Origin of the sequence: Paracoccus amoyensis (assembly GCF_014490725.1) — a bacterium.
GTDB classification, from domain to species: domain Bacteria; phylum Pseudomonadota; class Alphaproteobacteria; order Rhodobacterales; family Rhodobacteraceae; genus Paracoccus; species Paracoccus amoyensis.
This window is the reverse complement of sequence record NZ_JACOQL010000001.1, coordinates 746,214-767,925: the sequence shown is the minus strand read 5'-3', so window position 1 is coordinate 767,925 and position 21,712 is coordinate 746,214. Positions and strand designations below refer to the sequence as shown.

Here is a 21,712-nt window from a genome sequence, read left to right as displayed (position 1 = left end):
GGATCGAAACATGGAGCCATCCGTGAATGTGATCGGAACCAAATTGCAGACATGCTCGGGCAATCCCTTGACCGGGTTCTATCGAAACGGTTGCTGCGACACGGGGCCAGAGGATCAGGGCAGCCATACGGTCTGCGTCGTTGTGACCGCCGAATTTCTGGCAATGTCCAAGTATCTGGGCAATGATCTTTCCACACCTCGACCGGAGTTTCGATTTGCGGGCCTGAAACCCGGTGATCGCTGGTGCCTTTGCGCAGGGCGTTTCATGCAGGCGGCACAGGAATTTGCGGCACCGCAAGTTGTGCTGGAGGCGACACATGCCCGTGCCCTGGACATTATCCCGTTGGAGCTTTTGCGTACCCATGCTGTTGTCAATCCCCAAGATTAAACTGGCGGCGGCGTTGCTGTTGGCATGCGCCCTGCCCGTCGCCGCGCAATCGCAGGAACTGGGCGACGGCACGCCTATCCGAATGGATGACGTGGCGCGGTTGGCGCAATTCGATGCTGCTGCAGGATCGGCGCTTCTGGACATGATGGCGTTCGCGTCCGAGGCAGATCGTAACGCTGTTGCCGCAGCATTGCTGGGTCAGCCAATGCCATCGGAAGATGCCTTGCAGGAATTGCCGGGCACGTGGTCCTGTCAGATGATGAAATTGGGGGGCAATTTGGGGGCGGTCGTGTATCAGCCCTTTAAGTGCTCGGCAGGCAGCGACGGAAGTTTTGAAAAACTGACCGGGTCACAGCGGACCAAAGGCGCGGTTCACCGCGACGGCGACCAGTTGGTTTATCTGGGAACGGGATTCATCTATGACGATCCGCAGCCACCAGCCTATGCCGATCTGCCCGACCCGGTGGACCCACAATCCCTGCCGCAGCGCGTTCCCGAGGTTGGCATTCTGCAAGTCATCAACACCAATCGCGCGCGTATCCTGTTTCCCTATCCCGTTCTTGAATCGAAGTTCAACATCTTGTTGCTGACCCGGTAGAAGAAAACCGGGCGCAATCAGCGCCCGGCTTTTGAGATCTCGGAAGGGTTGGTCAGCCGTTGTTTTCGCCGCCATCACCACCGTCGGAGCCGCCATCACCGCCGTCGGAGCCGCCATCACCACCGTCAGACCCGTCTGAGCCGCCGTCCGAGCCGTCGCTGTCCGAACCGCTGTCGGAACCAGACCCATCCGAGCCGCTATCGCCGTCAGAGGAGCCATCAGATCCGTCGGTGCCATCGGTTCCGGTGCTATCACCATCGCTGTCAGCGTCGCTATCGGTCCCATCGGTTGCGCCGTCGGTATCTGAATCTTCGCCCGCGTCGGTGCCGTCATCAGTCGCGTCATCCGCAGCATCGGTCGAGGTAGCTGCCGCATTTGCATCTTTTTCGCTGCTGGTGTCACCTTCTTCGCGCAATTCAACACCATCGACCGACACAAGACTGCCGTTGGCGATGCTGTAAACCAGTTCGGTTGGAACGCCGTTGCGTTGCGCTGTAACCGTCATCAGTGCGCCTTCACGCAGGATGTGCACGTCACTGAACCCTTGCGCGATCAGTGTTTCGGCTACGGCCTGGTCATTATCGATCTGTTCGATCAAGCGGTATTCGCCCTCGACCACGGCACCTACAGGCGCACCCGGAGTGGCCGCAGTTCCCGGGACCACGGCGGTATTGCCAGCGGGGGTTTCAACAACGGTATCGCTTTCCTCAACCACAATGGTCGTCTGTGCGATGGCGGTGGTGCCCATCAGCGCACCAAGCGCCAGAACTTTCCCACCGATCAACGCAGTGTTAAGACTTTTCTTCAGCATGATTACCTCCTTCACGCATTCGGGGTGCAACCCCGAATGCATGAAACAGGTTCCCATACCGATAACATTATAACGAAATTGGGACGTTACAGGCGCAAGCTGGATCAGGTCTGAATATCGACGCCAAGGTGTTTTGCCACCGTGAAAATATCCTTGTCGCCCCGACCGCACATGTTCATCACGATAAGATGGTCTTTGGGCAGATCTGGCGCGATCTTGATCACATGGGCCAGTGCGTGGCTGGGCTCCAGCGCCGGAATGATCCCTTCAGTCTGACAGCACAGCTGGAACGCGGCAAGCGCTTCTTTGTCGGTGATGCTGACATATTCGGCCCGCCCAATGTCGTTCAGCCATGCATGTTCAGGGCCGATCCCCGGATAGTCCAGACCCGCGCTGATCGAATGGCCTTCAAGGATCTGGCCGTCGGCATCCTGCAACAGATAGGTGCGGTTGCCATGCAGAACCCCGGGACGACCGCCCGACAGGCTGGCGCAATGTTCCATCCGGTCATCTACGCCGTGGCCACCCGCCTCAACCCCGATAATCCGAACCTCTTTGTCATCAAGGAACGGATAAAACAGGCCCATCGCGTTCGATCCGCCGCCAATCGCCGCAATCAGCGTATCGGGCAGCCGGCCTTCACGCGGCATGATCTGTTCCTTGACCTCTTTGCCGATGATCGACTGAAAATCACGCACCATCGCAGGATAAGGGTGCGGGCCAGCAACCGTGCCGATGCAATAGAAGGTATCGCGGACATTCGTCACCCAATCCCGCAACGCATCGTTCATCGCATCCTTCAACGTGCCGCGACCGCTGGTGACTGGCACAACCTCGGCCCCCAGCAGACGCATGCGAAATACGTTCGGTGCCTGACGTTCCACATCGGTCGCGCCCATATAGACGACACATTTCAAACCAAAGCGTGCGCAGACTGTCGCCGTGGCAACACCGTGCTGCCCTGCTCCGGTTTCGGCGATGATCCGAGTCTTGCCCATGCGCATCGCCAGCAAGATCTGGCCAAGGACGTTATTGATCTTATGCGCACCGGTATGGTTCAACTCGTCACGCTTCATATAGATTTTTGCACCGCCCAGACGCTCGGTCAGGCGTTCCGCGTAATACAGCGGCGACGGTCGGCCAACGTAATGGGTCCAAAGATCATCCATCTGCGCCCAGAATTCGGGATCAGTCTTGGCACGCTCATACTCGGCTTCGAGGTCCAGGATCAGCGGCATGAGTGTTTCGCTGACGAAGCGGCCGCCATAGATGCCGAAACGACCCTGATCATCTGGTCCGGTCTTATAGCTGTTTACCAGATCGTCGGCCATGGAATCTGCCCTTTGCTGAATCTTGAATTATGGCCAAAGGCCCTACAGCGCCTTCTTATAACCGATATGGCTTGGGGTGAAGCCCAGCCTGTCGTAGAAGCGATGTGCGTCTTGCCGCGATTTACTGGTGGTGAATTGCAGGATACTGCATCCGGCATTCCGGGCGCGCGCTTCGGCGTCGGCAATCAGCGCTTCACCCAGTTTCTGACCGCGCATTTCGGTCGCGACACGCACACCTTCGATCTGCGCACGGCGCATCCCGCCAAGGGATAAGCCCGAGATGAAGGTGATCTGATAGCAAGCCACGACCATACCATTCAGATCCCCAACAATCAGGTGATTGGCTCCTTCGGTCAGCATCTGATCAAAGGCGCGCAGATACAGGTCCAAATCACCGCGTTCACGGTCACGCCCCAAGACATCATCGGCCAACATCGCAACGACCTCTGCCACGTCGTCGCGGGTGCCGGATCGAAAAACAACCAGTCCCGGCATAAGATCAGCTGGCCGCGCTGATAAAGCTGCGGATCAGGTTCGCATCCTTGATGCCCGGTTCGCTTTCGACGCCAGAGGAAACATCCACGCCCCGCGCACCGGTCAGACGAATTGCCTCGGCGACGTTGCTGGGGGTCAGGCCACCGGCCAGCAACCATGGGCGCAGCCATTTGCGACCGACCAGCAAGCGCCAGTCAAAGACAAGGCCGTTTCCACCGGGCAAAATCGCGTCCTTCGGCGCTTTCGCGTCCACCAACAGCATATCCGCGACCAGACCATAATCTATCAGCGCTGGCAAATCCTCTGGCCCCGAGATGCCGATGGCTTTCATGACCGGAAGCCCGGTCAATTCCTTGACCTGCGCAACCCGATCCACGCTTTCTTGCCCGTGCAACTGGATCACGTCCAAAGGTGCCACAGCCAAAGTCGTGGTCAATTGCTCATCGCTTGGGTTGACGAACAGGCCGACCTTGGCGATGCCGACGGGCACGGCCGCCATCAATGCGGCAGCCTGTTCAGGCGTCACCGCGCGCGGCGATTTGGGGAAAAAGACAAAGCCCAGATAGGTTGCACCGGCCTTGACTGCCGCCTCGATGCTGGCAGGATCGCTTAGACCGCAAATCTTTACCTGAGCCATGGTGTCAGCGGGGCAAGGGCAATGTCGTGCCCGGAGCGGGTTCGGCCGACGCAATCGGCATCGGTTCGGGTGATCGCGTTTTCCTTGGCTGATCGACAATCGCAAGAACTTCATCGCGCGGGGCGGCGTGTTCCTTGCGCAAGCTGCCAACCTCGGTCTGCAGAAGCGCCGCCTTGTTCGCCTCCTCTCGTGCTTGCCGACGGATATGCGATTCACGCATCCACTCCCCGACAAGGCCAAAGATCATGCCAAGCGCGAAGGCCACAAAAATGACCAGAAACAACGGTAGGGTGATGGTCCATTGCCCACCAAGGAAGGTCCCGAAATTCGCTGGAAATACAGAAAGTGTCACCAATTCACGGTTGGCCAAGGCCAGCGCGATCAAAAAGAGTCCAACCAGCACAATGAATATCAAACGGATAAGACGCATCGGCATTCCTTGGTAGTTCTGTAAGGCGGGATGACGGCCGCCGGGTTCAGGCCCTTGTAAGCTGGTCAGGCTTCGCCGTTCAACCGATCACGCAGCAACTTTCCCGTTTTGAAGAAGGGCACGTGCTTTTCATCAACCTCGACCGAATCGCCAGTTCGCGGGTTCCGCCCCGTGCGAGAATCGCGCTTCTTCACAGAAAACGCCCCAAACCCTCGAAGTTCAACTCTGTCGCCGCGCGCCATCGCATCGATAATCTCTTCAAATACGGTGGTCACGATACGCTCCACATCGCGGCGGAACAGATGCGGATTTTCATCCGAAATTTTCTGGATCAATTCAGAGCGGATCATGGCTTCTCCAACAATACGGCAACGGCGTCGATACGAGCTGCGTCGGTTGCGTCGTTCATTACCCTTGGTTAACGTCAGGGCACTGTATTAGTTGCATAGCGTTGCAGTTTTACCGCAGCCGCGCAAGATCTGAGTTTGAGCCAAGTCCCCAAATCCGCACAAAAAAACCCGCCCGGCTGCTATTTGCCGGGCGGATTTCTGTTCTGACAACTGATAAAAATCAGTTATTGCGGTTCAGAGCCGCGCCAAGGATATCGCCCAGCGACGCGCCCGAATCCGAGCTGCCGTATTGGTCGATGGCCTCTTTTTCTTCGGCGATTTCGCGTGCCTTGATCGACAGACCCAGACGGCGGGTCTTGGTGTCGACATTGGTGACGCGCACATCAACCTTGTCGCCGACCTGGAAGCGCTCGGGGCGCTGGTCCTGACGGTCGCGGGCCAGATCGCTGCGACGGATGAACGACTTCACCCCATTGTATTCCACTTCGACGCCGCCATCTTCGATCGCGGTGATTTCCACGGTCACAACCGAGCCACGCTTCACGCCGTCAACGGCTTCGGCCATATGCTCGTTTTCCAGGGCTTTGATCGACAGCGAAATACGCTCTTTCTCGACATCCACGTCTTGAACAACGGCTTTCACCATGTCGCCCTTGCGGTAGTCCTGAATGGCGTCTTCGCCGCGGGCATCCCAGCTGATGTCCGACAGGTGAACCATACCGTCGATATCGCCGTCGAGGCCGATGAACAGACCGAATTCGGTGATGTTCTTGACTTCGCCTTCGATGACGGTGCCCGATGGATGGGTCTCTGCAAAGACTTCCCACGGGTTGCGCTGCGTCTGCTTGAGGCCCAGAGAAACGCGACGCTTGGCTTCGTCGATTTCCAGCACCATGACTTCGACTTCCTGCGAGGTCGAGACGATCTTGCCGGGATGGACGTTCTTCTTGGTCCAGCTCATTTCCGAAACGTGGACCAGACCTTCGACACCGGCTTGCAGCTCAACGAATGCGCCGTAATCGGTGATGTTGGTCACGCGGCCCTGATGGACCGAACCGATCGGGAATTTGTCGCCGACGGTATCCCACGGATCGGCCTGAAGCTGTTTCATGCCCAGGCTGATGCGGTGGCTGTCTTTGTTGATCTTGATGACCTGAACTTTGACGGTTTCACCGATCGTCAGGATTTCCGACGGGTGGTTGACGCGGCGCCATGCCATGTCGGTGACGTGCAGCAGACCGTCAACACCGCCCAGATCGACGAAGGCGCCGTATTCGGTGATGTTCTTGACAACGCCGTCCACCGTCTGACCTTCGGTCAGGTTGGCAATGACTTCCGCGCGCTGTTCGGCGCGGCTTTCTTCCAGAATGGCGCGGCGCGAGACAACGATGTTGCCACGGCGGCGATCCATTTTCAGGATCTGGAATGGCTGCTTCAGACCCATCAACGGGCCAGCGTCGCGAACTGGACGAACGTCCACTTGCGAACCCGGCAGGAACGCGACAGCGCCGCCCAGATCAACCGTGAAGCCGCCCTTGACGCGACCGAAGATGGCGCCTTCGACGCGCTCTTCGTCAGCATAGGCTTTTTCCAGACGATCCCAGGCTTCTTCACGACGCGCTTTTTCGCGCGAGATCGAAGCTTCACCGCGGGCGTTCTCGACGCGGTCCAGATAGACCTCGACTTCGTCGCCGACTGCCAGTTTGGCTTCTTCACCGGGATTTGCGAATTCTTTCAGATCAACGCGGCCTTCCATTTTGTAGCCGACGTCGATGATGGCCTGGCCTGCTTCAATCGCAATGACCTTGCCTTTGACAACCGAACCCTCTTCGGGGGTGTCAATTTCGAAGCTTTCGTTCAGGAGGGCTTCGAATTCCTCCATCGTTGTTTTAGCGCACATGCAGTAACGGTTTCCTTTTTCATCGTTTTTTCTGGCCTGACGGTTGGCTCCGCCGGTCTTTATGGTGTCCTTTGGGAACGACAAAGGGTCGCGGCTGTTCGCCCGACCCATATTTGCAGTGGCCTGTTGTGACCATTTCGCCCGAAAGACTGTCGCCGATATAAGCGTGAAAACAGGGAAACTCAACGATAAATTGCATCTCTTGCGATATGGCCGGTCGGAAATAACTCTTGCGGGCGGAATTCCTGATGTGGTTATGTTCTGCCGGATATATCGCAGCCAGCTCCGGGAGGAAGAATTAATGCGTCCAGGCTCCATCCTACTTGCCACCGCCTTCACCGCGACCGCCCTGCCGGTCTGGGCAGAGGAGATCACCGTTTTCGCCGCCGCATCGCTGAAAAACGCGCTGGACGAGGTTGCCGCCAGCTATACTGAAGACACCGGAAATCATGTCACGATCTCTTATGCCGGGTCGAACCAGCTGGCGCAGCAGATCATTCAGGGGGCGCCTGCCGATATTTTCATTTCGGCCAATGAGGAATGGATGGACGAGGTCGAAAAGGCCGGACTGCTGGCCGAGGGCACGCGCGAAGACCTGCTGGGCAACAAGCTGGTCCTGATCGCGCATGGCCAAGAGGCCGAAGTGCTGTCGGAAGATGCGATGAAAGATCTGGACCTGCCCACCATGCTGGGCGACGGCAAACTGGCGATGGCCCTGGTCGATTCCGTGCCCGCCGGTCAATATGGCAAGGCGGCGCTGGAAACCCTTGGAATCTGGGATGCGGTTGCGCCGGATGTTGCGCAGGTCGACAATGTGCGTGCCGCACTGGCCCTGGTCGCGACCGGCGAGGCGCCTTATGGCATCGTCTATGCCACCGATGCCGCAGCCGAGGACAATGTCACCGTGATCGGAGAATTTCCCGCTGACAGCTATCCCAAGATCATCTATCCGGCCGCGCTGACCAGCGTTGCTGCGGATGAGGCTGACCGCGCATTCTATGATGTGCTATCGTCGGATCAGGCTGCAACAGCCTTCGAGAAACAGGGCTTTACCGTATTGAAGTGATCACGTGACCGACTGGCTGACCCCGCAGGAATGGCAGGCCGTTGCCCTGTCGCTGAAAGTTTCGATCGTCGCGGTGTTGGCCAGCCTGCCGTTGGGCGTGCTGGTGGCCTATGCGCTGGCGCGATGGCGGTTCTGGGGACATGGCGTTCTGAACGGGCTGGTCCATTTGCCGCTGGTGCTGCCCCCCGTCGTGACGGGCTATCTGCTGTTGCTGACCTTCGGACGGCGCGGAACGGTCGGACAGTTTCTGGATCAATGGTTCGGCATCGTCTTTGCCTTCCGCTGGACCGGCGCGGCTTTGGCCGCTGCCGTGATGTCGTTTCCCTTGCTGGTGCGCGCGATCCGTCTGGCGGTCGAGGCGGTCGATCCCCGGTTGGAGGCTGCAGCCTCGACCCTTGGCGCGTCCCGGTTCTGGGTCTTTCTGACCGTGACCCTGCCGCTGATCCTGCCCGGTATTCTGGCAGGCATGGTGCTGGCCTTTGCCAAGGCCATGGGCGAATTCGGGGCAACGATCACATTCGTCTCCAACATTCCAGGTCAGACGCAAACCTTGCCCTCCGCCATCTATTCATTCCTGCAAGTGCCCGGCGGTGAAAGTTCGGCCGCAAAACTGGTGTTGATCGCCATTTTCATCGCCATTGCCGCCCTGGCCTTGTCCGAATGGGTGGCGCAGGCCGTCGCCAAGCGGATCAGGGCAAACTGATGCTGGTGGTCAATATTCAACAGCATTTCTTGGGCTTCGATCTGGATGCAGGGTTCAGTGCGCCCGCAGGGCTGACGGTGCTGTTCGGCCAATCCGGTTCGGGAAAGACAACTATCATCAATGCAATTGCCGGTCTTTCCCGGCCCGATTCCGGCCAGATCGAGGTGGATGGCGTGGTTTTCTATGACAGCGCCAAACGACAGTATCTGCCAGCGCATCGGCGCCAAGTTGGATATGTCTTTCAGGATGCCAGGCTGTTTCCGCATCTGACGGTTCGACAAAACCTGCTTTATGGCGGCTGGTTCGCGAAAACCCGCAAAGCTAGCACGGATTTCGGTCATATCGTCGACATGATGGGAATTGAGCATTTGCTGACGCGTCGCCCCGGTGCCTTGTCGGGCGGTGAAAAACAGCGTGTCGCGATTGGGCGCGCAATCCTGTCGCGTCCCCGGATGCTGTTGATGGATGAACCGCTGGCTGCGCTGGACGATGCCCGCAAGGCCGAAATCCTGCCCTATCTGGAACGCCTGCGGGATGAAACGCACCTGCCGATCCTTTATGTGACCCACTCGGTCAGCGAAGTTGCACGTCTGGCAACCACGGTTGTGATGCTTAATGCGGGACGCGTCGTGGCGGCGGGTCCGACAAGCGAGATTTTCAGCGATCCGGCGACCGCTTCTTTGCTGGGGATGGCCGAGGCGGGGGCGATCATTCGCGCACGGGTCGAGGCGATAGAAGCCGATGGGCTGGCCCGGCTGCAAACATCTGGCGGTTCCCTGTGGCTGGCACAGCATCGGTTACAGCCCGGCGCTGAATTGCGCCTGCGGATCATGGCCAAGGATGTGCTTCTGGCGCTTGAACCGCCAACCGGCATATCTGCGCTGAATATCATCGCAGCACATATCCGCGATCTGTCAGATACGCCCGAGGGCGTTCTGGTGCGGCTGGATATGGGAACAGAGACGATCCTGTCCCACATCACCCGCCGCTCGGCAGCAACCTTGAACCTCCGCCCCGGCAAATCGGTTCATGCAGTTCTGAAGACCGTCTCGGTCGCGCCCGGAAGTGTTTCCGTATCCCGATCCAGCGCAACCCAAACACCCGAAGCGCGGGAATAGTGCTGCAACAAGGGGGGCTGAAATCCCTGCTGGTCCATCGGTGCGATGTGCCGCTCGATGGTCAGTTCGGTCCCGTTTATATCCAGCACCGCAAACTCATTCTGCAGATCACCCGCACGGTCGCATAGCGCCGTCCCTGCCTGAACCTGCAGGATTTCAGGGTAAGCCGTCACCGCCATCAGCATATCCGTATCATACAGATGCAGATGCCCGCTAAGCGCGATCTGAACCCCGGCCTGCGCCATGGATGCCAGGGATTGCGGCGCATTGCGGGCCAACTCCTTATCCACCTGTGGCAACTGCTCCATCGGGTGATGCAGCGCGACGATATTGGTGGCCAGGGGATCCAGCCCGGCAATCACACCCGTAATATCCTTGGGTCGCAGAACGCCGCGCTGAACGGTGAACGGATCGACACTGTTCACGCCGAAAACGCGAACGTCACCTGCCTGCCGGGTTGGCGACAGGTCGGGACTGATCGCTTGTTCATAGTTCCTGTAGGGGATCAGAAAGCGGACCGGAATATTATAAAGCGGAACATCATGGTTGCCCGGAACAGCCATGACCGGAGCGGTTATCTGGTCCAGAAACTCGGCAGCCTTGCGATATTCACCGGGACGCCCGCGATGCGTCAGGTCGCCGGTCACGACGACCAGATCGGCGCGCAGGCGGTTTACCAGTGCCAATAACGGTCCGACCAGTTGTTTCCGCTCAAATCCGAAGTGTAGATCTGACAAATGAAGGATACGCGTCACGACTTAGTCCTTGGTCTTGTTCTCTCCACCGGCGGGCACCAATACGGTCAGGGCATCATGCCAGACCTTCAGATGAAACGGGCTTGCCAGTCGGGTCTTTTCGCCGTCATGCGCAATCAACTGCTGTGGTTTATATGTTTCGATGTTGATTTCGTCGGTGATGATCAGGTCGAAATCGCTATCCTTTGCACTTAGACCAATCGTCAGCCGAAGGGCAGATCGCAGCAAAGGAACGGGTTTGCGCGCCTTTGCAATCAAGACTGCGAAATTGCCATCGCGTATGGCGTCAGCACCTTCCAACCCGAAACTTTCCAGTTGATAGGCGCTGCGTGCGACAAAGGCCAAGGCGGTGGAATAGCTTTTGCTTTCGCCCTCGACACGGGCAGTCAAGTTCATGGGATGGCGCAAACGGCGCAGCGCGACCAGCACCGACCAATAAGCCGCAATGCGAGAGCGCCCCCACCTGCGATAGATGCTTTCCCGCGTTTTCAGGATATGCGGATAGATGCCCAGACTGACGTTGTTCAGGAAAATCAGGTTTTCTATCTGACCGACATCCACCTGTTTCGCGACGCCATTGCGCAAAGTCTGAATGGCGTCTTCCATCGTTTCGCCCACGCCAAGGTCACGCGCGAAATAGTTGAAGGTGCCGCCGGGCAAGACGCCCATCGTTGCATCGCTGCCGGCAAGCGCACCAGCAACGGCAGACTGTGTGCCATCGCCTCCGGCGGCAACGATGATATCGAAACCGTCATCGACAGCTTGTCGTGCCATGTCCAGCAACTGACTGCCTTCATCGGTCTGCCGCAGGTCAAATTCTGCAACAAACGGCTGCAATCCTTCGGTGATTGTCCGGACGACCTGATCGTCCTCTTTCCCTGACCCGCGATTTCGGATCACACAAAGCCGCGCTTTTGAGAGGTCGACTGGCTGGGGGTTTTTCTGCGTCATAACCAGTTCCGTGGCTCTGCTGTTTCAGCCTAACCCGCCAAACCGGTTCCGGTTTCACAATCGCAACGCGGCTTTCGTCACCAATTCGTCAAGCCCCTCGCCCCCTTGCGAGATATAGCTTAACAATTGCTGGCGCATCCGCGGCTCCCAGAAGTCGCGCAGATGGTCAGCAATTTTTTCCGGTGCGTCGCCCGGCTGGGATTTGAAAAAGGTCGCGATCTGGTTCGCCATGCGGATCATCTTGTCAGGCGACATCGGAAATCCTGTCGGAAAGTCGGTGGGGATGTGAAAACAGATCGAAACCATCGCCGCGCGCAAATGCGGCCAGCGTGATCCCGGCCTGTTCGGCCAGACGCAGCGCGTGCAGGGTTGGTGCCGACACCGCGACCAGCACGGCACAGCCCGCCATCGCACTTTTCTGCACCATCTCGACCGAGACGCGGCTGGTCAACACGAACATCCCCTGCCCTGCATCAACACCCTGACGCGCCATCGCACCTATCAGCTTGTCCAGCGCATTGTGGCGGCCCACATCTTCGCGGGCCATCAGGATTCCATGCCCCGGCATCAGAAATCCGGCAGCGTGAACCGCGCGGCTGCGATCATGCAAGGGTTGCCACGCACGCAAGGCGTCGGTGGCGCCGCTGATTTCCGCGACGGTCAAGCCCGGCCCAAGGTTGCTGAGGTCGGGCAGATCCCGCACCGCCTGATCCAGACTGTCGATCCCGCATAGCCCGCAGCCCACTGGTCCGGCCATCGCGCGCCGACGCGCTGAAATCGCCTCGGCCCGGTCTTCGGCCAGCCACATCTGCACTTCCAATCCTTTGGGATGCGCGATCACCTCGGATGAAGCAATCTGATCGGGGTGATCGACGATACCTTCGGTCAGCGAAAAGCCATAGCCGAAGTCCTCCAGATCGGCAGGCGTCGCCATCATCACCGCCTGGGTCGAGCCGTTATAAACCATCGCCACAGCCGTTTCCTCGGGCAACTCGCGGCTGACTGCGGAAACGCTGCTGTTCCGATAATGGCTGGCTTTCGCCCGTGCTGTCGGGTCCGGCAATGTCATTCATTCCGCCGCTGGCAAAATCCGCCGGGCCAATTCGGCCTGCGCGTTATAGCTTTCCTGCCAGTCCGACGGACCATTCGAAGGACTGACCTGCACCGCTGTGACCTTGTATTCCGGGCAGTTCGTGGCCCAATCCGAAAAATCCGTGGTCACGACGTTAGCCTGCGTCGTCGGGTGATGGAAGGTCGTATAAACCACGCCCGCCGCAACCCGGTCCGTCAGTGTCGCACGCAGGGTGGTTTCGCCCGCCCGCGATGCCAGCCGCACCCAATCCCCCTCCTTGACGCCACGCTGTTCGGCGTCATGAGGATGAATTTCCAATATATCCTCGGGATGCCAGACGACATTTTCCGTCCGCCGCGTCTGCGCACCCACATTATAATGCGACAGGATACGCCCCGTGGTCAGCAGCAAGGGGAAGCGAGGCCCGGCGCGTTCGTCGGTCGCGACATATTCCGTGACCATGAAATGCCCCTTTCCGCTGACAAAGCCATCGACATGCATCATCGGCGTGCCTTCGGGGGCAGAGCCATTGCACGGCCACTGGACCGAGCCTTTCTCCTCAAGCAGTTCATAGCTGACATTGGCAAAGCTGGGCGTCGTGGCCGCGATTTCATCCATGATCTGCGACGGGTGGGTATAGGTCCAGTTTCCGCCCATCGCATTGGCCAGCATCTGGGTGATTTCCCAATCCTCATAGCCGTTGCGCGGCGCCATCACGCGACGCACGCGATTGATGCGGCGTTCGGCATTGGTGAATGTGCCGTCCTTTTCCAGAAACGACGAACCGGGCAGGAAGACATGGGCGTAATTTGCCGTCTCATTCAGGAACAGGTCATGGACGATGACGCAATCCATCGCCCGCAAGCCAGCGGCCACGTGGTGTGTATCCGGGTCGGACTGCAAGATATCTTCGCCCTGACAATACAGCCCGCGAAAGGTGCCCTCGACCGCCGCATCCAGCATGTTCGGGATGCGCAGGCCGGGTTCGGGATCGATTTCCACCCCCCACGCGTTTTCATAGATCGCCCGGACCTCGGGCAGTTTCACGTGGCGATAGCCGGGCAATTCATGCGGAAAGCTGCCCATATCGCAGGAGCCCTGCACGTTATTCTGCCCGCGCAAGGGATTCACGCCCACGCCCGCGCGACCGATATTTCCGGTCAGCATGGCCAAATTGGCGATGCCGATGACGGTCGTCGAACCCTGGCTATGTTCGGTGACGCCCAGTCCGTAATAGATCGCCCCATTGCCGCCCGTCGCATAAAGGCGCGCGGCCTGTCGCAAATCATCGGCTGGGACGCCGGTCATTGCCTCGATGTTTTCGGGGGAATGGCGAGGATCGGCGACGAAATCCACATAATACTGAAATTCGTCCCAGTCACAGCGTTCGCGAATAAAGGCTTCGTCGAACAGCCCTTCGGTCACGATCACATGCGCCATTGCCGTCACGACCGCCACATTGGTGCCGGGTTTCAGTGGCAGGTGAAAGGCCGCCTCGACATGGGCGGAACGCACGATATCCGTGCGGCGCGGGTCGATCACGATAAGCTTCGCCCCCTGACGCAGCCGTGCCTTCAGGCGAGAGGCAAAGACCGGGTGCCCATCCGTCGGATTCGCGCCGATGATAACGACGACATCCGCATCCGCAACGCTATCAAAATCCTGCGTCCCGGCCGAGGTGCCATAGGTCTTGCCCAGACCATAGCCGGTCGGCGAATGGCAGACCCGTGCGCAGGTGTCGGTATTGTTGTTGCGAAAGACTGCGCGGGTCAGTTTCTGCACCAGATAGGTTTCCTCATTGGTGCAGCGGCTGGAGGTGATGACGCCGATGGACTGGCGGCCATGATGCTTCTGAATGTCGCGATGCGGCTGGCGGCAAAGGCCATGGCCTCGTCCCAACCCACCTCTCGCCACGGCTCATCAATGCTGTTGCGGATCATCGGGTTCAGGATGCGATCCTTGTGCTTGGCATAGCCATAGGCAAAGCGCCCCTTGACACAGCTATGGCCCCGGTTTGCCTTGCCGTGCTTGTAAGGGACCATGCGCACCAGTTGATCGCCGTTCAGTTCAGCTTTGAACGAACAGCCAACGCCGCAATAGGCGCAGGTCGTGATGATCGAGCGCTGCGGCGTTCCCAGCTCGATCACCGATTTTTCCTGCAAGGTCGCGGTCGGGCAAGCCTGCACGCAAGCGCCGCAACTGACACAATCCGAGGTCAGGAAATCGTCGCCAATCGCGCCCGCACTGACACGGCTGTCAAATCCGCGCCCTTCGATGGTCAGCGCAAAGGTGCCCTGCACTTCCTCGCAGGCACGCACGCAGCGGGAGCAGACAATACATTTCGCCGGGTCATAGCTGAAATAGGGATTGCTGTCGTCCTTGGGGATATAAAGGGCATTCACCTCGGCCCCGTTGCGGCGGGCAAAATGGTTGTCCAGCCTGCCGCCCACAGGCGCTTCATAGCGCACATCGCGCAGCCCCACGGCCCCCGCCGCATCCTGCAATTCGCAATCACCATTGGCCGAACAGGTCAGGCAGTCCAGCGGGTGATCGCTGATATACAGCTCCATGACGCCGCGGCGTAGCTTGCGCAGTTTTTCAGATTGCGTGTGGACCACCATTCCCTCGGCAACCGGCGTCGTGCAGGAGGCAGGCGTGCCACGCCGGCCATCAATCTGAACCACACACAACCGACAAGACCCGAAGGCTTCTATATTGTCGCTGGCGCACAGTTTGGGCACGTCAACGCCCGCTTCGGCAGCGGCGCGCATCACCGACGTGCCCGCAGGCACCGTGACGGCGATCCCGTCGATCACCAGCGATACCGGCGCACCGGTGCCGATTTTCGTGCCCATGTCGCGATCATCGCCGGGCGGGAATTGCGGAATGATGAAATCCTTCATTCGGCTGCCTCTTTCTGGGTCGCAAAGTCATCGGGGAAATGTGTCAGCGCCGACATCACCGGATAAGGGGTAAACCCGCCAAGCGCACAAAGCGACCCGTCGCGCATTGTATCACATAAATCGGTCAACAGTTCGATTGCAGCGGTGTCGCCCTGCGCAATCCGGTCGATCGTTTCGACGCCACGCACCGCACCGATTCGGCAGGGCGTGCATTTGCCGCAGCTTTCCACGGCACAGAACTCCATCGCGAAGCGGGCCATGTGCAGCATATCGGCAGTATCGTCAAAGACGACCAGACCGGCATGGCCGATCAGGCCACCCTGCTGGTCAAATTCCTCGTAGCCAATGGGCGTGTCGAATTTTTCCACCGGCATATAGGCCCCAAGCGGACCGCCCACCTGCACCGCCTTGACCGGACGACCCGAGGCTGTGCCGCCGCCGATCTCATTCACCACCTGTCCCAAGGTCACGCCGAAAGCTGTCTCATACAGGCCGCCATGTTTGATGTTACCCGCGATTTGCAGCGTGACCGTGCCGCGCGACCGGCCCAGCCCGAAATCGGCATAGTGCCCGGCGCCTTTTTCAAAGATCACGGGGATCGTCGCCAGCGAGATGACATTGTTGACCACCGTGGGTTTGCCCATGAACCCTTCCAGTGCAGGCAAAGGCGGCTTGGCGCGGACAGTGCCACGCTTGCCCTCCAGCGAATTCAGCAGCGCGGTCTCCTCGCCGCAGACATAGGCCCCGGCCCCTGTCCGAACCTCGATGTCGAAGGCATGGGGTGAGCCAAGCACATTGGGACCAAGCAACCCGCGCGCCCGCGCGATATCCACCGCATCGGTCAGCACCCTGATCGCGTCTGGATATTCGGACCGCAGATAGACATAGCCACGCGTCGCGCCAACGCCGATCCCGGCAATGGCCATGCCCTCGATCAGGCTGAAGGGATCCCCTTCGATGATCATGCGGTCCGCGAATGTGCCGCTGTCGCCCTCATCCGCGTTGCAGACAATATATTTCTGTGCCGCATCCGCATCCGCCACGGTTTTCCACTTAATCCCGGTCGGAAAGCCCGCGCCGCCGCGACCACGCAGACCGCTGTCCACGACCTCTTGCAAGATATCGCGGGCGCCCATTGCAATGGCCCGCTTCACCCCGACAAGACCGCCATGTGCTTCGTAATCATCTAGATCCAGCGGGTCTATCACGCCGCAGCGGGCAAAGGTCAGTCGGGTTTGACCGGCAAGGAACGGGATTTCCTGAACCGGCCCAAGGCTTTGCAACTTGCCTTCCAGAAGGGCCGGAACGTCGGCAGGTGTGACCGGGCCATAGGCCTGACGCCCCTGTCCCTGCCCCAGATCCACTTCGACCAGCGGTTCCAGCCAGATCATCCCGTAAGAGCCGTTGCGGATCATCTGCACATCCAAGCCACGGGCCCCGGCGTGCTGCAAGATGGCACGGGCCACCTCATCCGCGCCAAGGGCCTTGGCGGCGCTGTCCATTGGGACGTAAATCTTCATGCGCCAACCTCGTCCAGCAGGTGCTGCATCCTTGCCGTATCGACGCGCGCGACAACCTGTCCGTCCAGCATGACGGCAGGCGCACAGGCGCACATGCCCAGACAATAAACCGGCTCTACCGTCACCGCGCCATCGCGGGTGGTTTCGTGCCAGCCGATGCCCAGCTTGTCCAGGGTCGCCTGCGCCAGCGCATCGCAGCCCATCGACTGACAAGCTTCGGCCCGGCAGATCTTCAACACATGCCGACCCGCAGGCGCATCACGGAAATCATGATAAAAGCTGATGACCCCATGCACCTCGGCACGACCAAGGTTCAGCAGATCGGCCAGAACCGGAACGGCACCCTGGGGAATGAACCCGAATTCCTGCTGCAACGCATGCAGCATGGGCAACAGTGGTCCTTCCAACGCGGTCAGAGGCGTGACGATCGCACGAATATCCTCGGACGTCGGGGCTGGCGCATTGAAATGCATGGCTGGCCTTTCACTAAATTCCACCACAAAGAAAACAACCGCAACGATACGAAATCAATATCGTTGTTTCGTTGGATGATAGAAATTATCTATCAGAAACCATCCGCCGCGCCTCGGTCAACAATGCGTCCAGAACGGGTGTATGTGGCTCTCTCCACGGCGCGACCAGGCCGACGCTGTGCCCCGCGCCACCGTCCTGCATCGGGATCAGCCGCAGATCCTTACCCTGCGTCAGAAAGCGCGCGATATCTTCTGGCAGAATGGTCAGCCAACCTCCTTCCATCACATGCGCGACCAGCACGACCGTCGAGGCGGATTCGACCGCAACCTGAGGGGTCACGCCTGCATTTGCCAGATTGCGATTGATGATCCGTCGGTTCTGCATATTCGTCGACAGCAGGCATAAACGGCAGCCGTTCAGGTCTGCCCAGCCGACTTGCTGATGTTCCGCGAAAGCCGATGCCGGATCGCAGACCAGCATGTAACGCTCTTCATAAAGCGAAACAGTGCTGACCTTGCCCAGCGGTTCATTGTCCAGATAGGAAATTCCCGCATCGACATCCAGATCGTCCAGCATTTGCAGAATCTCGATCGAGGTTTTGGACATGATGGTGAAGCTGACATTGGGGTGACGCTGCCCAAACCGGGCCGACAGACGTGCGGCCCATGTCAGCGCGGTTGGAATGGCGGCGATCCGCAATTGACCGGTCAGGCCGTGACGCGTGGCACGCATTTCTTCGCGCAGTTGCCGACTATCCCCGACGATGCGCCGCGCCCAGTTCAGGGCAATCTTGCCTTCTGGCGTCAGGCCGCCAAATCGCGATCCGCGAAAGATCAAAAGGACACCCAGTTGATCCTCAAGCTGCTTGATCCCGGCTGACAGCGTTGGTTGCGTAATTCCAAGGCTGGCAGCAGCACGACCAAAATGCTGCTCTTTGGCAACGGCCAGAAACATTTCCAACTTGTCGATCATCTGCCGCACTCTCCTGATCTCTGCATCAAAACAGAAATGGCGCAGCTTTCAAACGAAGGCTGCGCCATGATTGTGATCTGAACCCGACTTATGTCGTGGGTGCTGTTTCCGGTTCATCCTCGTATTTGTCGCCACGTCCCAACAGGCGGCGCATCAACACATAGAACAGCGGCGCGAACAGGATACCGAATGCCGTCGCCGCCAAAGTCCCGCTCAGCACGGTCGCGCCGATTGCGTTCCGGCCATTCGCACCCGCGCCAGTGGACAATACCAGCGGCAGAACCCCCAGAGAGAAGGCAATCGAGGTCATGATGATCGGGCGGAAACGCTGGCGCGCAGCCTCGACCACGGCGCGATAGAGCGGCACCCCAGACTCGGACTGTTCACGGGCAAATTCCACGATCAGAATGGCGTTCTTGCCGGTCAGACCGATCACCGTCAGCAGGCCAACCTGGAAGAAGACGCCATTGTCGAATTTGCCAAGAAAAGCCCCGATCAGTGCGCCCAGGATACCAATGGGCATGACCAGAATAACCGCAAGCGGGATTGACCAGCTTTCATACAGCGCCGCCAGACACAGGAACACGGCTGCCAGCGACAGGGTATAAAGCAGGGTCGTTTGATCGCCCGAGGATTGTTCCTCCAGCGAAAGACCCGTCCATGCGATGTCGAACCCCTGCGGCAACTGGCTTGCCAGGTTCTCCATCTCGTTCATCGCTTCGCCCGAACTGACGCCCGGAATCGGGCCGCCCTGAATCTGCATCGCCGGAATACCGTTATAGCGGTTCAGGCCCTGCGGTCCGTAAGTCCATTCGCCCTTCGCAAAGTTCGAAAAGGGCACCAATTCCCCACCAGCATTCCGCACGCGCCATTTTTCAAAATCGCTGGGCACGGCCCGGGAATCCGCCTCGCCCTGCACATAAACCTTTTTGATGCGGCCCCGGTCGATGAAGTCATTCACATAAGCCCCGGTCCACGCGATCTGCAGCAAGTTGGCCACGTCGGTCGCCGTCACCGACATCGCACCCGCTTCACGCCAGTCGATATTCAGACGGTATTGCGCCGCATCTTCCAGCCCTGAGGGCATGATTTGCGCGATCAGCGGGCTTTGTGACGCCATGCCCATCAACTGATTGCGCGCATCCAGCAATTGTTCATGCGACTGACCGCCCCGCGCCTGCAGATAGAAGTCAAAGCCGGACACGTTGCCCAATTCAATGACCGACGGCGGGACGATCGGGAAAACCATGGCATCGCGAATGCCGCTCAGGGCCGGGAATGCCCTGCCCGCAATGGCCTGCACCGATTGCGACGGATCGGGACGTTGATCCCAGTCCTTCAACCGCACGAACGCCATGCCCACGTTCTGCCCCATCCCCGAGAAACTGAACCCGGCGACACCGAACATGGATTCGACCGAGTCCTTTTCCTGCGTCATGAAGTAGTCTTCGATCTGGTCGATCACGGCGGCCGTGCGCTCGGTCGTTGCCCCCGTCGGGCCTTGCACCAGAACGAACATGATCCCCTGATCTTCATCCGGCAGGAAGCCTTCTGGTGTGCGCAGGAACAACAGCACCATCACCGCGCCCATGACTCCATACACCACCAATGTCCGCAGGGGCCGGCGCACCAGCCAGCCGACAAGCCCGGTGTATCCGTCCGAAACCCTGTCGAAATTGCGGTTGAACAGGCCAAAGAAGCCGCGCTTTTCACCATGCCCCTTGGCTTTCAGCAAGGATGCGCACAGCGCGGGTGTCAGGGTCAGCGCGACCACCACGGAAAGCCCCATGGCCGACACAATGGTGATGGCGAATTGCTGATAGATCACGCCGGTCGAGCCGGGGAAGAACGCCATTGGCACGAACACCGCAGACAGCACCAGCGCGATGCCGATTAGCGCACCGGTAATCTGACCCATGGATTTGCGGGTCGCATCGCGCGGCTGTAACCCCTCATCTTCCATGATCCGCTCGACGTTTTCGACCACGACGATGGCGTCATCGACCAGCAGGCCGATGGCCAGCACCATGGCCAGCATGGTCAGCGTGTTGATGGTAAAGCCGAACATCGCCATGATCCCGAACGTGCCCAGCAGAACGATCGGCACGGCCAGCGTCGGGATCAGCGTCGCGCGCCAGTTCTGCAGGAACAGATACATGACCAGGAACACCAGCACGATGGCCTCGATCAGCGTCTTGACCACCTCTTCAATCGAAATTTCCACGAAGGGAGAGGTATCGAAGGGGATCACATAATCCATGCCTTCGGGGAAAAATTCCGCGAATTCGACCATGCGTTCTTTGACCAGTTCGGCCGTGTCCAGCGCGTTTGCGCCCGGTGCAAGGCTAAGCGCCATCCCCGTTGCCGGACGTCCGTTATAGGTTGCGTCAGTCGCGTAGTTTTCTGCCCCGATCTCGATCCGCGCAACGTCCTGCAGCAGAACCAGGCCGCCGTCTTCTTCGGCGCGAATAACGATCTGGCGGAAATCATCGGGCGTCGACAACAGCGATTGCGCGGTAACGGTCGCATTCAGCTGTTGCCCCGGAACCGTGGGCAAGGTGCCGAACGCACCTGCCGAAATCTGGGTGTTCTGAGCCGACACCGCACCAACCACGTCCGATGGCGAAATCTCATATGCGGCCAGTTTGGACGGATCCAGCCAGATGCGCATCGCATATTGGGCGCCAAACACCTCGACGCTGCCGATGCCTTCGATCCGGCTGATATCATCCACAAGGTTTGATACCATATAATCCGAAAGGTCGGTCTGATCGTAATTCTCATCCCCGATAAGACCAATCACCATCAGGAAGCTGGATGAGGCTTTTTCGACTGTGATCCCTTGTCTTTGCACCTCTTCGGGCAACAACGCGGTCGCCTGTGACAGCTTGTTCTGCACCTGAACCTGCGCGATGTCGGCGTCGGTGCCTGTCTCGAACGTCAGCGTGGTCGAGGATGTCCCCGCCGAGGTGGAACTCGAGGACATATAGCGCAAGCCATCCAGCCCGGTCATTTCCTGTTCGATGATCTGCGTCACCGTATTGGAAACCGTCTCTGCCGACGCGCCCGGATAGGTGGCGCTGACCGAAACCGATGGCGGGGCGATTTGCGGATATTGCGCAATCGGCAATGTCATGATCGACAAAATCCCGATCCCCATGATCAGGATCGAGATCACCCAGGCGAAAACGGGTCGGTCGATAAAGAAACGTGCCATGATCAGTCTCTTGTCAGTCGC

The 21,712-nt window shown here is 59.1% G+C and carries 20 protein-coding genes and 1 pseudogene; 5 read left to right on the top strand and 16 right to left on the bottom strand.

The window, feature by feature from the left end:
• The first annotated feature begins 10 nt into the window (after positions 1-10).
• A complete protein-coding gene (locus tag H4P12_RS03935; RefSeq protein WP_187792267.1) occupies positions 11-388 on the top strand; it encodes a DUF2237 family protein in 378 nt (125 codons plus the stop codon).
• Complete coding sequence (locus H4P12_RS03930; protein WP_187792266.1) at positions 363-986, top strand: DUF4893 domain-containing protein; 624 nt, start codon at positions 363-365, stop codon at positions 984-986. Before H4P12_RS03935 ends, H4P12_RS03930 begins: the two co-directional genes overlap by 26 nt.
• 52 nt (positions 987-1,038) lie before the next feature.
• On the opposite strand, the gene H4P12_RS03925 is transcribed toward H4P12_RS03930, so the two are convergent.
• The 7 genes from H4P12_RS03925 to rpsA form a co-directional block, all read right to left on the bottom strand.
• Positions 1,039-1,797, bottom strand: a complete 759-nt coding sequence (locus tag H4P12_RS03925) for a hypothetical protein (protein WP_187792265.1) — start codon at positions 1,795-1,797, stop codon at positions 1,039-1,041.
• A gap of 104 nt (positions 1,798-1,901) precedes the next feature.
• A complete protein-coding gene (trpB, locus tag H4P12_RS03920; RefSeq protein ID WP_187792264.1) occupies positions 1,902-3,128 on the bottom strand; it encodes a tryptophan synthase subunit beta in 1,227 nt (408 codons plus the stop codon).
• A gap of 42 nt (positions 3,129-3,170) precedes the next feature.
• Positions 3,171-3,623 (bottom strand): GNAT family N-acetyltransferase, encoded by a 453-nt coding sequence (locus H4P12_RS03915; protein ID WP_187792263.1) that lies wholly within the window; start codon positions 3,621-3,623, stop codon positions 3,171-3,173.
• Positions 3,624-3,627: 4 nt separating this feature from the next.
• Positions 3,628-4,260 (bottom strand): phosphoribosylanthranilate isomerase, encoded by a 633-nt coding sequence (locus H4P12_RS03910; protein WP_187792262.1) that lies wholly within the window; start codon positions 4,258-4,260, stop codon positions 3,628-3,630.
• Between the two features lie 4 nt (positions 4,261-4,264).
• Positions 4,265-4,690 (bottom strand): LapA family protein, encoded by a 426-nt coding sequence (locus H4P12_RS03905; protein ID WP_187792261.1) that lies wholly within the window; start codon positions 4,688-4,690, stop codon positions 4,265-4,267.
• Between the two features lie 65 nt (positions 4,691-4,755).
• Positions 4,756-5,040, bottom strand: coding sequence for an integration host factor subunit beta (gene ihfB, locus H4P12_RS03900; RefSeq protein WP_187792260.1), 285 nt, complete (start codon positions 5,038-5,040; stop codon positions 4,756-4,758).
• 220 nt (positions 5,041-5,260) lie between these two features.
• Positions 5,261-6,940, bottom strand: a complete 1,680-nt coding sequence (gene rpsA / locus H4P12_RS03895) for a 30S ribosomal protein S1 (protein WP_187792259.1) — start codon at positions 6,938-6,940, stop codon at positions 5,261-5,263.
• A 301-nt stretch (positions 6,941-7,241) separates the two neighbouring features.
• Between rpsA and modA the strand changes: the two genes are divergently transcribed.
• From modA to modC, 3 genes are read left to right on the top strand one after another with little or no spacing between them, the layout of a single operon-like run.
• Complete coding sequence (gene modA, locus H4P12_RS03890; protein ID WP_187792258.1) at positions 7,242-8,006, top strand: molybdate ABC transporter substrate-binding protein; 765 nt, start codon at positions 7,242-7,244, stop codon at positions 8,004-8,006.
• A gap of 4 nt (positions 8,007-8,010) precedes the next feature.
• Positions 8,011-8,709, top strand: a complete 699-nt coding sequence (modB, locus tag H4P12_RS03885; RefSeq protein ID WP_187792257.1) for a molybdate ABC transporter permease subunit — start codon at positions 8,011-8,013, stop codon at positions 8,707-8,709.
• A complete protein-coding gene (gene modC / locus H4P12_RS03880) occupies positions 8,706-9,827 on the top strand; it encodes a molybdenum ABC transporter ATP-binding protein (protein ID WP_425498202.1) in 1,122 nt (373 codons plus the stop codon). Before modB ends, modC begins: the two co-directional genes overlap by 4 nt.
• On the opposite strand, the gene H4P12_RS03875 is transcribed toward modC, so the two are convergent.
• The 9 genes and pseudogenes from H4P12_RS03875 to H4P12_RS03835 form a co-directional block, all read right to left on the bottom strand.
• A complete protein-coding gene (locus H4P12_RS03875; protein WP_187792256.1) occupies positions 9,737-10,582 on the bottom strand; it encodes a metallophosphoesterase in 846 nt (281 codons plus the stop codon). The genes modC and H4P12_RS03875 overlap by 91 nt on opposite strands.
• Positions 10,583-10,585: 3 nt before the next feature.
• Positions 10,586-11,533, bottom strand: coding sequence for a diacylglycerol/lipid kinase family protein (locus H4P12_RS03870; RefSeq protein ID WP_187792255.1), 948 nt, complete (start codon positions 11,531-11,533; stop codon positions 10,586-10,588).
• 54 nt (positions 11,534-11,587) lie between these two features.
• Positions 11,588-11,788, bottom strand: a complete 201-nt coding sequence (locus tag H4P12_RS03865; RefSeq protein WP_187792254.1) for a formate dehydrogenase subunit delta — start codon at positions 11,786-11,788, stop codon at positions 11,588-11,590.
• Entirely contained in the window at positions 11,778-12,602 is an 825-nt protein-coding gene (fdhD, locus tag H4P12_RS03860; protein ID WP_187792253.1) for a formate dehydrogenase accessory sulfurtransferase FdhD, read from the bottom strand. Before fdhD ends, H4P12_RS03865 begins: the two co-directional genes overlap by 11 nt.
• A pseudogene (gene fdhF, locus H4P12_RS03855) lies at positions 12,603-15,508 on the bottom strand (formate dehydrogenase subunit alpha).
• Positions 15,505-17,028 (bottom strand): formate dehydrogenase beta subunit, encoded by a 1,524-nt coding sequence (locus H4P12_RS03850; RefSeq protein WP_187792252.1) that lies wholly within the window; start codon positions 17,026-17,028, stop codon positions 15,505-15,507. The pseudogene fdhF and the gene H4P12_RS03850 overlap by 4 nt, the downstream one beginning before the upstream one ends.
• Positions 17,025-17,501, bottom strand: coding sequence for a formate dehydrogenase subunit gamma (locus H4P12_RS03845; RefSeq protein ID WP_187792251.1), 477 nt, complete (start codon positions 17,499-17,501; stop codon positions 17,025-17,027). Before H4P12_RS03845 ends, H4P12_RS03850 begins: the two co-directional genes overlap by 4 nt.
• Positions 17,502-17,586: 85 nt before the next feature.
• Entirely contained in the window at positions 17,587-18,474 is an 888-nt protein-coding gene (locus tag H4P12_RS03840) for a LysR family transcriptional regulator (RefSeq protein ID WP_187792250.1), read from the bottom strand.
• An 88-nt stretch (positions 18,475-18,562) separates the two neighbouring features.
• Positions 18,563-21,691 carry an efflux RND transporter permease subunit gene (locus H4P12_RS03835; RefSeq protein ID WP_187792249.1) on the bottom strand — a complete coding sequence of 1,043 codons (3,129 nt, stop codon included), beginning with the start codon at positions 21,689-21,691 and terminating at the stop codon, positions 18,563-18,565.
• Positions 21,692-21,712: the final 21 nt, after the last annotated feature.

What these genes read in the sequence shown, in the direction of transcription:
- H4P12_RS03850 (WP_187792252.1), bottom strand. Translation starts at nt 17,028, where the DNA reads ATGAAGATTTACGTCCCAATGGACAGCGCCGCCAAGGCCCTTGGCGCG.
- H4P12_RS03840 (WP_187792250.1), bottom strand. Translation starts at nt 18,474, where the DNA reads ATGATCGACAAGTTGGAAATGTTTCTGGCCGTTGCCAAAGAGCAGCAT.
- modA (WP_187792258.1), top strand. Translation starts at nt 7,242, where the DNA reads ATGCGTCCAGGCTCCATCCTACTTGCCACCGCCTTCACCGCGACCGCC.
- H4P12_RS03845 (WP_187792251.1), bottom strand. Translation starts at nt 17,501, where the DNA reads ATGCATTTCAATGCGCCAGCCCCGACGTCCGAGGATATTCGTGCGATC.
- H4P12_RS03905 (WP_187792261.1), bottom strand. Translation starts at nt 4,690, where the DNA reads ATGCGTCTTATCCGTTTGATATTCATTGTGCTGGTTGGACTCTTTTTG.
- H4P12_RS03870 (WP_187792255.1), bottom strand. Translation starts at nt 11,533, where the DNA reads ATGACGCAGAAAAACCCCCAGCCAGTCGACCTCTCAAAAGCGCGGCTT.
- H4P12_RS03915 (WP_187792263.1), bottom strand. Translation starts at nt 3,623, where the DNA reads ATGCCGGGACTGGTTGTTTTTCGATCCGGCACCCGCGACGACGTGGCA.
- trpB (WP_187792264.1), bottom strand. Translation starts at nt 3,128, where the DNA reads ATGGCCGACGATCTGGTAAACAGCTATAAGACCGGACCAGATGATCAG.
- ihfB (WP_187792260.1), bottom strand. Translation starts at nt 5,040, where the DNA reads ATGATCCGCTCTGAATTGATCCAGAAAATTTCGGATGAAAATCCGCAT.
- H4P12_RS03865 (WP_187792254.1), bottom strand. Translation starts at nt 11,788, where the DNA reads ATGTCGCCTGACAAGATGATCCGCATGGCGAACCAGATCGCGACCTTT.
- rpsA (WP_187792259.1), bottom strand. Translation starts at nt 6,940, where the DNA reads ATGTGCGCTAAAACAACGATGGAGGAATTCGAAGCCCTCCTGAACGAA.
- H4P12_RS03925 (WP_187792265.1), bottom strand. Translation starts at nt 1,797, where the DNA reads ATGCTGAAGAAAAGTCTTAACACTGCGTTGATCGGTGGGAAAGTTCTG.
- H4P12_RS03935 (WP_187792267.1), top strand. Translation starts at nt 11, where the DNA reads ATGGAGCCATCCGTGAATGTGATCGGAACCAAATTGCAGACATGCTCG.
- H4P12_RS03930 (WP_187792266.1), top strand. Translation starts at nt 363, where the DNA reads ATGCTGTTGTCAATCCCCAAGATTAAACTGGCGGCGGCGTTGCTGTTG.
- H4P12_RS03835 (WP_187792249.1), bottom strand. Translation starts at nt 21,691, where the DNA reads ATGGCACGTTTCTTTATCGACCGACCCGTTTTCGCCTGGGTGATCTCG.
- H4P12_RS03910 (WP_187792262.1), bottom strand. Translation starts at nt 4,260, where the DNA reads ATGGCTCAGGTAAAGATTTGCGGTCTAAGCGATCCTGCCAGCATCGAG.
- fdhD (WP_187792253.1), bottom strand. Translation starts at nt 12,602, where the DNA reads ATGACATTGCCGGACCCGACAGCACGGGCGAAAGCCAGCCATTATCGG.